Consider the following 11,481-nt stretch of genomic DNA (forward strand, 5'->3'; position numbering starts at 1 on the left):
TGGCTGATTAATCTGTCGAGCGAACTCAATACAGATCCCCCGGATCCACATCCAAGCTCCACCGCACCCCCCGCCCACTCTTCAACTCAAACAGCGCCGCATTCCAAGCCCGCAACACCGCCTGCAGCCCCGGCCTCAGCTTCGCCGACAAGAGCATCTGCGCCCGCATCCGTCCCGCCCGTCGCGCCATCGGTGCCGGCATCGGCGCGTGTACCTCGACGCTCAAGCTCGGATCCGCAGCAACGATCGCCCGCGCCGCCGCATGCGCCTCCCGCATGAACAGTTGCAGCGCGTCCTCGCGATGGCTGTCCACGCGCAGCAGCGCCAGATGCGCAAACGGCGGAAACCCCGCAGCCTCGCGCTCCGCCAGTTCGAGCTTCGCAAACGCCGGATAGCCGCCCGCCAATAGCGTCGCCAGTAGCGGATGCTCCGGGTGGTGGGTCTGCAGCAGCACTTCGCCCGGGGCCTGCGCGCGGCCGGCGCGGCCGCTGACCTGGATGAGGAGCTGGGCCAGCTTTTCGGCCGCGCGGAAGTCGGCGCTGAACAGGCCTTCGTCGATGGTGACGACCACCACCAGCGAGAGCTTGGCGAGGTCGTGGCCCTTGGCCAGCATCTGGGTGCCGACGATCAGGCCGGCGCCTTGCCCCAGCGTGTCGAAGTGGCGGGCCAGGTCGCCGTGGTCGCGGGTGGTCTCGCTGTCGATGCGCACCAAAGGCACGTCGGGGAAGCGTTCGGCCAGCGCCACTTCGACGCGCTCGGTGCCGGCACCCTGCGGCATGAGCGCCAAGCTGCCGCAGTCGGGGCAGGCGGTCGGCGCGCGTTCGCGGTGGCCGCAGTGGTGGCAGATCAGGCGGTCGCGGCCGTGCAGGGTGAGTGCGGCATCGCAGCGGCTGCAGTTGGCGCGGTAGCCGCAGTCGTGGCAGAGCAGGGCGGGCGCGTAGCCGCGGCGGTTGCGGAACACCAGGGCCTGTTCGCCGCGCTGCAGGCATTCGGCAATCGCCTGGAAGGCCGGCTCGCTGAGGCCGTGGGTCAGGCGCTGGCGACGGGCGTCCAGCACGCGCACGTGCGGGGCGCGTGCGGCGGCGGCGCGCTTCTTCAGCTGCACGTGGGCGAGGCGGCCGCTGCGGGCCAGCTGCAGGGTTTCCAATGCCGGCGTGGCGCTGCCCAGCACCACCGGGATGTTGAGCGCCTTGCCGCGCACCAGGGCGAAGTCGCGGGCGTGGTAGCGGAAGCCGTCCTGCTGCTTGTAGCTGCTGTCGTGCTCCTCGTCGATGATGATCAGGCCCGGCTGCGGCAGCGGCGCGAACACCGCCGAGCGGGTGCCGACCAACACGCGGGCCTCGCCGCGGCGCATCCCCGTCCAGGCCCGCGCGCGCGCGCCCTCGGCCATGCCGGAATGGAAGCTGTGCACCTCCACCGGCAATCGCTGCTGGAAGCGCCGCAGGGTCTGCGGGGTGAGTCCGATTTCAGGCACCAGGATCAGGGCCTGCTCGCCGCGGGCCAGCGCGGCTTCGATGGCGTCCAGATACACCTCGGTCTTGCCCGAGCCGGTGACGCCTTCGATCAGGATCGGGTCGAACTGGCCCAGCGCTTGCCGGATGCGTTCGGCGGCGGCGGCCTGTTCGGGGTTGAGCGCGGGCGGGGCGCGTTCGGGCGATCTCTGAGCATTCGCGCCCAGGCATTCCTCGACAAAGCCGCGGCCCATCAGGCTGCGCAGGGCCGGGCGCCAGTCGGGCAGGCGCTGGTTGAGGGCGGCGGCATCCAGCGCGCCGGCCTCGGCCAGCCAGTCGGCGAGCTGGCGCGGGCGCCCGCCTGAGCGCAGCTGGCGCAGATTGGCCGCGCCAATAGGTGTGAGTCGCCAGGCCAGCGGGGCGGTATCGGGCAAGGGTTTGCCCTGGCGCATATCGACAGGCAGGGCCGCAGCCAGCACTTCGCCCAGCGGCCTCTGGTAGTAGCCGGCGGCCCAGCGCAGGCTGGCCAGCAGCTCGCCGGCGATCAGCGGCTCGGTGTCGAGGCGTTCGATTGCGGGTTTGAGCTTGCCCGGGTCGATCTCCGGCGGGCCGACCTCGGCGACCACGCCGATTGCATGGCCGCGGCCGAAGGGCACGCGCACGCGGCAGCCGATCCAGCCGGCGTCGACCCTCGCCCGCGCAGGCGGGGCGTAGTCGAAGAGCTGCGGCAGGGGCAGGGGCAGGGCGACGCGCAGGGCGGTGAATTCGAACATCCGGCCAGTGTAGCCAGCCGCTTGGCGCCGACCGGGGGCACTTGGCGGGCATTCCTCACCCGATTCTGACGAAAACCCCCTAAGTCGCCGGTGGGCTTGGAGTTTCCGGCTTATCCACACAGCCTGTGGATAAGTCGGTGGATGAAAGCCCGATGAGGCCCTCGCCGGGCCGCTGGCGCCGGGCTTGCGTGGATTATGGCGAAAATTTGACCAAGCCCTTGGGCCCAATTGAATCAATGACTTGCAATCGCCCAGTTCGGCAAATGTGACAGCCGTCAGGGACCATTCGGGTTCGAATGCTGGCGCCAGCCCGCGCCCACCGGCCTGTGCACAAGTCAAGCCCCCCGGCGGCCCAATCGTGGGGCGGGAGAGCGCCGGCCGCCCGAAAGTCAAGCCGCACAGCAGCGGCTGCGCCGAGCCCACCCTGCACTTCCGTCAGATCGGTAGCGGCCGCGGCTGCCGCTACACTCGCGGCCCAGCCTCGCTTCGCCGACCCGTCTGATGCCCGATTCCGCCGCCGCCCGCACTTCCGCCTTGCTGCGGGCCTGGCTTCTGGCGGAGGGGCTGGTGCCCGCTGCCGCGCCGCGCGTCCGCGACTTCGCCCAGGGCCTGACCCTGCTGCAGTCGCAGCCCGGCACGCGCGGGCACCCGCAGATCGAGGGCGGGGGCGCGTGGCTGCGCCTGTGGGCCGGGCTGCCGGCCGGCGCCCGCGATCTGCTGGCCCTGCGCGTGCTGGGCGGGCTGTCGCTGGAGCGCGTCGCCGAGCTGCAGGCCCGGCCGCTCGGCCGGGTCGAACGCGAATGGCTGCTGCTGGGGCGGCGCCTGGCCGCCAAAGACGCCGCCTGGCCGGCGGCCCTGCGCGCGGCCTTTCTGGCCCTGCTGCCGGTGGCCGCGCCGCGCCGCACGGGCCTGCGCGTCGTCCTGTTGCTGGCGGCCCTGGCCTGCTTTGCCGGCGCGGCCATGGCGCCGCAGCTGCACTACGCCTTGCTGCTGGATCCGGCGCAGCAGCGCCTGCAGGCGCCGCCGGCCGCGCCGCCGCCGGTGGTCGAACAGGTGCCGCTGTCGGCGCCGGAGTTCGAGCTGTGGGCCGATGCGGTCGAGTTCGCGACCCTGGAGGGCCTCGACTTTCTGCTGTGGCGGCTGCAGGCGGGCGGCGGCGAGGTGGTCGCGGCCGCCGCCCCTGCCGTGTCGCCGGAGAACCCCGCGGTACCCCCCGAGACCTTGAGTGCGCTGAAACCCTGGGCCGAGTCGTGGCCGCGGCTGCAGCCCGAGCAGCGCGCCGAGCTGCTGGCCCGCGCGCGCCGCTGGGAGGCCCTGGGCGAGGCCGAGCGGCTGCGTTTCGAGCAGCGCGCTGCGGCCTACCGCACGCTGCCGCCGCTGCAGCGCGCCGACCTGCGCGAGCGGCATGCGCGCTGGGCGGGCTTTGACGCCGCCACGCAATCCACCCTGCGCGCGCTGGAGGCCGGGGTATCGGCGGCCACGCCCGATGCGCAGGCCGCGCTGCGCGCTGAGTTCGATGCGCTGCCCGAGGCCGTGCGCCGCGGCCTGCTGGCCGGCAAGACGCCTGAGCTGGCCGAGCTGGCGCGTGAGGCTTTCGCCTTCGTGCCGGAGGACGAGCGCGAGAACACGATCGAACTGCTGCGCGGTCTGGGTGAACCCGAGCACGGCCTGCTGCGGCGCATGGCGCGCCGGCTCGATCCGGCGGCGCGCGAAGCGCTGCGCGCCGAGCTGATCGCCGCCGAGCCGGCCGCGCGTGCGGCGCTGGTGCGCGAGCGCGCCGCGGCGGTGGGCGTGCGCGCCGACTGATTCCGTCGAACGTGCGGGCGCTGCCGGCGTGCTACCGCGCCAACGCCGGGTGATCTGTCGCTACATCGCCACCAGGCCGATCAGCAGGGTCACGACCACGCCCGCGCCGATCAGCGCCGTGTAGGCCGTGCCCAGCAGCGCGTACTTGAGCAGGGTCGAGCCCCAGCCTTCCCGATACACGCGCTTCTGCATCAGCAGCAGGTAGAGCGGCATCCACACGGCGAGGGCGATCGACAGCGCGCTGGTGCCATCGCGCGCCAAGCCTGGCGCCAGCGCCGCGTGCAGCAGCCCGAGCAGGGCCAGCAGCAACACCGCGAGGCTCAGAAACGCGTGACTGTGCAGGGCGACGATCAGGTGCTCCATGTACAGCCGTCGGCGGAAGGCGTAGGCCAGCTTGAGCAGCAGGGCGAACACCGGCAGCAGCACGAACAGGGTCTGCGGCAGCAGCTCCAGCACGTACTCGCCCAGACGCTGGCGCGCGCTGCGGTCGCCGCGCAGCTCCAGCAGGTTGTCGACGCCGCGCTGCAGCCAGAGGTTGAGCTGTGCGTTCGCGGCCGCCGGCAGCCAGGCGAGCTGCACGGGGTTGTCCTGCGGATGCCAGACGCCCTGGCCAAGGCGGATCTGCAGCGGCGTGTCGCGATGGCGGCCCGCGACAGGCGCGGCCGTCGCGACCCCGTGTGTGTCGGTTGCGCCGGCGAGATCGGCGCTGCCTGCTGTGCGCAGCGCGTCGATCCGCGCCTGCGCGGCCTGCTCGATGGCCGAACGCGCGCCGGCGAGGCCGACCGCCACGCCGGGTGCGTCCAGCGCGAAGCGCCGCGCGTCGAACTCGCGCAGGGCGCGCTCGCGCTGGGCGAGCACCGCATCCACCGAGGCGGCCTGGGAGAAATCCGCGCTGGCCGCAGGCGGGTCGACGGCGGTGGCGGCGGCCTCCGGTTCGATGTTCGGGCGCCCGGCCACGAAGGCCAGCAGGCTGATGAACACGAACAGGCGCACCGGGCTGACGTAGCGCACCCGCCGCCCGGCGAGATACTCCAGGCTCAGAAAGCCCGGACGCAGCAGCAGCGGGCCGAGGGTGCGCAGCAGCCGGCCGTCGAGGTTGAACACGGTGTCGACAAAGTCGCCGAGCACGCCGCGGAAGTGCCGCACCAGACTGCGCGCCGGCTGTCCGCAGGCGTGGCAGTGGAGGCCCTGCAGCGCCGCGCCGCAGTTGCCGCAGCGACGCGCCGGGCTGAGCTCGGCCTCGGGCTCGGCGCCTGAGGAAGCGGGCAGTGCGTTCATCTCGTGCGTCGCCCGGCCTGCACCGCCGCTACATCGCCACCAGGCTGATCAGCAGGGTCACCGTGATGCCCACGCTGATCAGCACGCTGTACGCCGTGCCGAGCAGGCTGTACTTCAGCGTGGTCAGAATCCAGCCCTGCCGGTAGACGCGCTTCTGCATGATCAGCAGGTACAGCGGCATCCACAGCACCAGCGCCAGCTCGATCCAGCCCAGCGCGGCGTGCAGCAGGCCGTCGCCGAGCGCGCTGCGGGCCAGCGTCGCCAGCGCCAGCAGCAGCACCGCCGTGCTCAGGAAGGCGTGGCTGTGCAGGGCGACGATCAGGTGCTCCATGTACAGCCGGCGCTTGAACACAAAGGCCAGCTTCAGCATCAGCGCGAAGATCGGCAGCAGCACGAACAGGGTTTGCGGCAGCAGGTCGAGGAAGGCGCCGGCCAGCAGGCGAGGATTGCTGTTGACCCGCTCGCTGTTCTCCAGCGCGCGGCCGATCCAGATGTTCAGACGTGCGTTCGCCAGCTCCGGCAGCCAGCTGATCTTGACCGGGTTGGTCTGCGGGTCCCAGACGCCGCTGCCGAAGTTGAACGAGTTGCGCACCGCGCGATTGCCGGCGGCCTGGGCTTCGCTGGGGCCCTCTTCCGGGCTTGTGTCGGCGGCAGCCGCCGGAGTGGACTCCGCTGCCACGGCGCTGTCCTCCGTGCTGTCCGCTGCGCTCGCGGCGGATGCGCTCTCGGGAGTGTTCGCGACACCGTCGGCCTGCGCCTTCTGCAGGTCGCGAATGCGGCGCTGCGCCTCGGCCTCGATGCCCTGGCGCGCGGCCTGCAGGCCGATGGCCAGCCCGGGCACGTTCGGAGATTCCTTGAGCGCCTTGTCGAACTCGGCCAGCGCGGCATCGCGCGCGGCCTCCACCTCGGCCACGGTTTTCGCATCCAGCATCGAGCGCGAGGCGACCTCGATCGCCGGCCGTTCCGCGGGAGCGTTGCCGGCCTCGCCCGCCTCGCCGGTATCGACGCTGAGACGCGAGGCGAGGAAGGCGAGCAGACAGGTGAACACGAACAGGCGCACTGGGCTGACGTAGCGCACGCGGTGGCCGGCGAAGTATTCGAGGCTCAGGAAGCCCGGCTTGAACAGCAGCGGACCCAGCGTGCGGAAGATGCGGCCGTCGATGTTGAACACGGTGTCGACGAAGTCGCCGACGATGCTGCTGAAGTGCCGGACCAGACCCTTGGTGGGCTGTCCACAGGCATAGCAATGCTCTCCGCGCAGCTCGGCGCCGCAGTTCTCGCATTCGCGTGCGGATGCCGGAGCGGTAGAGGAAGGCGTGGGAAGCGGCGGCGGTGCGGAAGTTTCGGCGGGTCGGCTGTCCATGGCGCGGTTCGTCGGTGAAGGCAGCGGCTACCATAGCGCCCCCGCTTCACGGTGCGCCACGCATGCCTTCGCCCACGCCTCCGTTCTTCCGCCGACTCGGCGCGGAGGTCATCGCCACCACCGTGCTGGCGCTGCCGCTGGTGATGGGCCAGCTGTCCTCGATGATGATGAACGTCATCGACACCGTGCTGGCCGGACGCCACTCGGCGCTCACCCAGGCGGCCGTGGCGATCGGCACCGCGGTGTGGTCGGTGGCGATCCTGATCGTGATCGGCGTGCTCATGGCGATCCCGCCGACCGTGGCCCAGCTCGACGGCGCGGGCCGCCGCGGCGAGATCGGCGCAGTGTTGCGGCAGGCCGTGTGGCTGGCGCTGCTGCTGGGCCTTGGGCTTGCCGTCTTTGTCGCCAACGCCGGCTGGCTGCTGCAGTTCGCCAATGTCGCCGAGGAGGTCCGGCCGCAGGCGCTGGCCTTTCTGCGCGGCGTGGCGGCCGGCGCGCCGGCCTTGGCTCTGTTCTTCTGCTTCCGCTATGTCAGCGAAGGCGTGTCGCTGACCAAGCCGACCATGGTGATCGGACTCAGCGGCCTGCTGCTGCTGCTGCCGCTCGGCTATGCCCTGATGTTCGGCAGCTTCGGCGCGCCCGAGCTGGGCGCGCGGGGCCTCGGCATCGCCACCGCCGCCACCCTGTGGGCGCAGGCCATCGCCTACGGGCTCACCCTGCGCTACGGCCGTGGCTACGCCGACCTCAACCTGTTCGCCGGCTTCGAGTGGCCGCGCTGGGCGCCGATTGCCGATCTGCTGAAGATCGGCCTGCCGATGGGCTTCTCGATCTTCATGGAGGGCAGCCTGTTCGTCGCCACCGCGCTGATCATCGGCAGCCTGGGCACCCTGCAGACCGCAGCGCACCAGGTGGCGATCAATCTGGCCTCGGTGACCTTCATGATCCCGCTGGGCGTGGCCATGGCCACCACCGTGCGGGTCGGCAACGCGGTCGGTCGCGGCGATCCGCGCGGCGTCGCCTGGGCCGGCGGCGCCGGCTACGCGATCACCTGCGGGACCCAGCTGGTCTCGGCGCTGGTGCTGCTGTTTGGCGCCGGCGCGATCGCCTCGGTGTGGACCAAGGACCCCGCCGTCGCCGCGCTGGCCGCCCAGCTGATGGTGCTGGCGGCGGCCTTCCAGTTCTCCGACGGCATCCAGGCGGCCTCGGCCGGGGCCCTGCGCGGCCTCAAGGACACCCGTCTGCCGGCGATCATCACCGTGCTGAGCTACTGGGGCCTCGGCATGCCGCTGGGCTACTGGCTGGGCATCGTGCAGGGCCAGGGTGCGCACGGCATGTGGTTCGGGCTGATCCTCGGGCTGTCGGCGGCGGCGCTGATGCTGACCACGCGCTTTGTGATCCTGGCCCGTCGCCTGCGCCGTCAGGCCCTTGCCCAGGCATGACTGTCCGCCGATGACCGCGGCCGAAGAAGTCACTACTCTCTGGCCCCGTTCGCGTCACATGCGCGAATGCCGGCGCATCCTGCCGGCCACCTCGACCGCCGGGCATCGGGTGCCGGCGGCGAACCTCTGAACCACGAGACCGTCCATGAACCAGCCCAGCCGCGGCGCCTTCGTCAACTTCGTGATCTTTTTCTGGGATGCGCTGAACTTCAGCCGTCGCTTACTGCTGAACGGGCTGCTCCTGCTGGTGCTTGGCTTCCTCCTGTACGCCGTGCTCAAGGGCGGCCCGACCCTGGAGGAGCGCAACGCCTTCGTGCTCGCGCCCAAGGGCCGCATCGTCGAACAGTTCACCGCCGATGCCGCCTCGCGCGCGCTCGGTGAGCTCACCGGCGACAGCGTCGCCGAGGTGCAGCTGCGCGACCTGCTGCGGGCGATCGACTCGGCCGCCACCGACAAGCGCATCGAGCGCATGGTGATCCGCACCGACCAGATGGCGGGCGCGGGCTTCGCCGCCCTGCGCGAGGTCGGCGCCGCGCTGAAGCGCTTCAAGGAGAGCGGCAAGCAGATCGTCGCCTACGCCGACAACATGGACCAGGCCGGCTACTACCTGGCCGCGCACGCCGACGAGGTCTACCTGCACCCCTCGGGCGCGGTGCTGCTGGAAGGCATCGGCCGCTACCGCGCGTACTACCGCGAAGCCCTGCAGGACAAACTGGGCGTGAAGGTGCACCTGTTCCGCGTCGGTGAGTTCAAGAGCTTCGCCGAGCCCTACATCCGCGACAACGCTTCGCCCGAAGCCAATGAGGCCGACCTCTACTGGATGACCGACATCTGGCAGCGCTACCTCAGCGAGGTGGCCGAGCTGCGCGAGCTGAAGCCCGAGACCCTGCAGGCGCAGATCGATGGCCTCGACGTCGAAGTCGCTGCGGTGCAGGGCGACCTGGCCCAGCTGGCCCTGCGCATGGGCCTGGTCGATGAGCTGAAGACCGCCGACGAGTTCCGCGCGCTGATGATCGAGCGCGGCGAGAAGGACGAGGAGAACCACACCTTCCGCCAGGTCAACCTCGAGGCCTACCTCGGTTTCCTCGACCGCGAGAAGCTGCCGATCGACAGCCGTCCGAAGGTCGCGGTCGTGGTTGCCCAGGGCGGCATCGCCGACGGCGAACTGCCGCAGGGTCAGGTCGGCGGCGTGTCCACGTCCAGCCTGATCCGCCGGGCGCGTGAGGATGAGGACGTGAAGGCGCTGGTGCTGCGCGTCGACTCGCCCGGCGGCGGCGTGTTCCCCTCCGAGCAGATCCGCCGCGAGGTCGAGCTGACCCGCGCCGCTGGCAAGCCGGTGGTGGTGTCGATGGCCAACGTGGCGGCGTCGGGCGGCTACTGGATCTCGATGAACGCCCAGGAGATCTACGCCGACCCCAGCACGATCACCGGTTCGATCGGCATCTTCGGCCTGTTCTTCACCGCCGAGGACACCCTGGCCCGCGTCGGCGTGCGCAGCGATGGCGTGGGCACCACCAGGATTGCCGGCGCCTTCGACCCCACCCGCCCGCTGGATCCGATGGTCGGCACCATCCTGCAGACCGTGATCGAAGACGGCTACCGCGATTTCATCAATCGCGTCGCCGAGGCGCGCGGCAAGAGCTACGAGGACGCCGACAAAGTGGGTCGCGGCCGCGTCTGGAGCGGCGCCCAGGCGCTGGAGCTGGGCCTGGTCGACAAGCTGGGCGGCCTGCGTGACGCCATCGATGCGGCAGCCGGCTTCGCCGAACTGGCCAAGGACAGCTTCCAGGTCAGCTACGTCGAGAAGGAGCCCTCGCCGTTCGAGAAATTCCTCGCTGACCTCGGCAAGAACGCCACGGCGCGCGCGGTGGCCGGCAGCCTCGGCCTGCCGCCCGGCCTGGCCGAGCAGCCGCTGGTGCGTCAGCTGCGTGAAGAGCTCGAACTGATGGCGCCGCCGGTGCGCGGCCTGCCCGCGCGGGTGCTGGCGCACTGCCTCTGCAGCGCCGAGTAAGCGCAGCAGCGAGCGCAGAGCGGGCGGGGCCGGCCTTTCGGGGCCGGCCCCGTCCGTTTGGTCAGCACGACGCTGGCGCCAGCCACGCTTGCGCTGACGGGAGTGAATCGGTGCCGGCCTTCACAGATCGCCGCCGATCGCGCTGACTTCCTTGCCCGATCCGCGCTGATCCGGCCCCTTCCAGCTTGCAGCACCGGACAAAGCCCGGTAGCGTTCGCAGGCTTTGCCGTCCCCCACACCGGATTCCCCATGCTGTTCCAGCACGTCTCCATCGCCAGCGTGGCGCACATCGACGCGCCGCATCCGCTGAGCTCGGCGGACATCAACCTCCAGCTGAAGCCCACGCTCGATCGCCTGAACATCCGCGCCGACGTCCTCCAGGACATCGCCGGAATTCGCTCGCGGCGCATGTGGGACGACGACGTGCTGGCCTCGGACGCCGCCACCCTGGCCGCTGAAAAAGCGCTGGCCGAAGCCGGCGTCGAACGCGGCCGCATTGGCCTGCTGGTGAACACCTCGGTCAGCCGCGATTTTCTGGAGCCGTCGACCGCCAGCATCGTCTCCGGCAACCTCGGCCTGCCCGAGACCTGCCAGAACTTCGACGTGGCGAATGCCTGCCTGGCCTTTCTGAACGGCATGGACATCGCCAGCCGGATGATCGAGCGCGGCGAGATCGACTACGCCCTGATCGTCGACGGCGAGACCGCGAACCTCGTCTACAAGCGCACCCTGGAGCGCATGCTGAGCCCGACCATCACCGACGAGGAGTTCCGCAGCGAGCTCGCGTCGCTGACCCTGGGCTGCGGTGCGGCGGCGATGGTGCTGGCGCGTCGCGAGCTGGCGCCCGATGCGCCGCGCTACCGCGGCGGCGTCACCCGCGCGGCCACGCAGTGGAGCCACCTGTGCCGCGGCAACCTCGACCGCATGGTCACCGACACCAAGTCCCTGCTGATCGAGGGCATGAAGCTGGCCCAGGTCACCTTCGGTGCCGCGCGTCAGGCGCTGGGCTGGGTGATCGATGAGCTCGACGAATTCGTCATCCATCAGGTCAGCCGGGTGCACACCGAGGCCCTGCTGAAGACCTTCGGCATCGACCCGAAGAAGGTGCACACCATCTTCCAAGAGCACGGCAACATCGGCCCGGCCTCGGTGCCGATCGTGCTGTCCAAGCTCAAGGAGATGGGCCGCCTGCGCAAGGGCCAGCGCATCGCCCTGCTCGGCATCGGCTCCGGCCTCAACTGTTCGATGGCCGAAGTGGTGTGGTGATGTGCCGCGCGCGGGCGTGAGGCCCGTGCCCATGCCGCGTCACCGTCGAAACAGCACCGCGCGGCACGCTCCGCCGCCCGCGTGATCCCGCCAA

The 11,481-nt window shown here is 71.0% G+C and carries 8 protein-coding genes; 4 read left to right on the forward strand and 4 right to left on the reverse strand.

Features of this window, described 5'->3' with window-relative positions; translation table 11 throughout:
* Window positions 1-25: 25 nt before the first annotated feature.
* Entirely contained in the window at window positions 26-2,224 is a 2,199-nt protein-coding gene (locus H4O13_16735) for a primosomal protein N' (protein ID MBE5317041.1), read from the reverse strand.
* A 501-nt stretch (window positions 2,225-2,725) separates the two neighbouring features.
* On the opposite strand from H4O13_16735, the gene H4O13_16740 reads away from it, so the two are divergent.
* A complete protein-coding gene (locus tag H4O13_16740; GenBank protein MBE5317042.1) occupies window positions 2,726-4,030 on the forward strand; it encodes a DUF3106 domain-containing protein in 1,305 nt (434 codons plus the stop codon).
* Between the two features lie 60 nt (window positions 4,031-4,090).
* Here the strand turns inward: H4O13_16740 and H4O13_16745 are convergent, their stop codons facing one another.
* Both H4O13_16745 and H4O13_16750 read right to left on the reverse strand, forming a co-directional pair.
* Complete coding sequence (locus H4O13_16745; protein ID MBE5317043.1) at window positions 4,091-5,308, reverse strand: DUF3667 domain-containing protein; 1,218 nt, start codon at window positions 5,306-5,308, stop codon at window positions 4,091-4,093.
* A gap of 28 nt (window positions 5,309-5,336) precedes the next feature.
* Window positions 5,337-6,671: a DUF3667 domain-containing protein gene (locus tag H4O13_16750; protein ID MBE5317044.1), complete on the reverse strand. Its 1,335-nt coding sequence runs from the start codon at window positions 6,669-6,671 to the stop codon at window positions 5,337-5,339.
* 62 nt (window positions 6,672-6,733) lie between these two features.
* Between H4O13_16750 and H4O13_16755 the strand changes: the two genes are divergently transcribed.
* Both H4O13_16755 and sppA read left to right on the forward strand, forming a co-directional pair.
* Complete coding sequence (locus tag H4O13_16755; GenBank protein ID MBE5317045.1) at window positions 6,734-8,110, forward strand: MATE family efflux transporter; 1,377 nt, start codon at window positions 6,734-6,736, stop codon at window positions 8,108-8,110.
* A 145-nt stretch (window positions 8,111-8,255) separates the two neighbouring features.
* Window positions 8,256-10,121 carry a signal peptide peptidase SppA gene (gene sppA / locus H4O13_16760; GenBank protein ID MBE5317046.1) on the forward strand — a complete coding sequence of 622 codons (1,866 nt, stop codon included), beginning with the start codon at window positions 8,256-8,258 and terminating at the stop codon, window positions 10,119-10,121.
* A 120-nt stretch (window positions 10,122-10,241) separates the two neighbouring features.
* Here sppA and H4O13_16765 read toward each other — a convergent pair whose 3' ends face one another.
* The gene (locus H4O13_16765) at window positions 10,242-10,385 is read right to left on the reverse strand and encodes a hypothetical protein (GenBank protein ID MBE5317047.1); all 144 of its coding nucleotides are present in this window, start codon (window positions 10,383-10,385) and stop codon (window positions 10,242-10,244) included.
* Between H4O13_16765 and H4O13_16770 the strand changes: the two genes are divergently transcribed.
* Window positions 10,371-11,387, forward strand: a complete 1,017-nt coding sequence (locus H4O13_16770; GenBank protein ID MBE5317048.1) for a 3-oxoacyl-ACP synthase III — start codon at window positions 10,371-10,373, stop codon at window positions 11,385-11,387. The genes H4O13_16765 and H4O13_16770 overlap by 15 nt on opposite strands.
* The last annotated feature ends 94 nt before the right edge of the window (window positions 11,388-11,481 follow it).

The sequence above is a fragment of the Lysobacterales bacterium genome (assembly GCA_014946745.1).
GTDB lineage: Bacteria > Pseudomonadota > Gammaproteobacteria > Xanthomonadales > Xanthomonadaceae > Aquimonas.

Excerpts from the sequence above, each read along its gene's own strand:
- H4O13_16755 (MBE5317045.1), top strand. The coding sequence starts at position 6,734 with ATGCCTTCGCCCACGCCTCCGTTCTTCCGCCGACTCGGCGCGGAGGTC.
- H4O13_16745 (MBE5317043.1), bottom strand. The coding sequence starts at position 5,308 with ATGAACGCACTGCCCGCTTCCTCAGGCGCCGAGCCCGAGGCCGAGCTC.
- H4O13_16770 (MBE5317048.1), top strand. The coding sequence starts at position 10,371 with ATGCTGTTCCAGCACGTCTCCATCGCCAGCGTGGCGCACATCGACGCG.
- H4O13_16750 (MBE5317044.1), bottom strand. The coding sequence starts at position 6,671 with ATGGACAGCCGACCCGCCGAAACTTCCGCACCGCCGCCGCTTCCCACG.
- H4O13_16735 (MBE5317041.1), bottom strand. The coding sequence starts at position 2,224 with ATGTTCGAATTCACCGCCCTGCGCGTCGCCCTGCCCCTGCCCCTGCCG.
- sppA (MBE5317046.1), top strand. The coding sequence starts at position 8,256 with ATGAACCAGCCCAGCCGCGGCGCCTTCGTCAACTTCGTGATCTTTTTC.
- H4O13_16740 (MBE5317042.1), top strand. The coding sequence starts at position 2,726 with ATGCCCGATTCCGCCGCCGCCCGCACTTCCGCCTTGCTGCGGGCCTGG.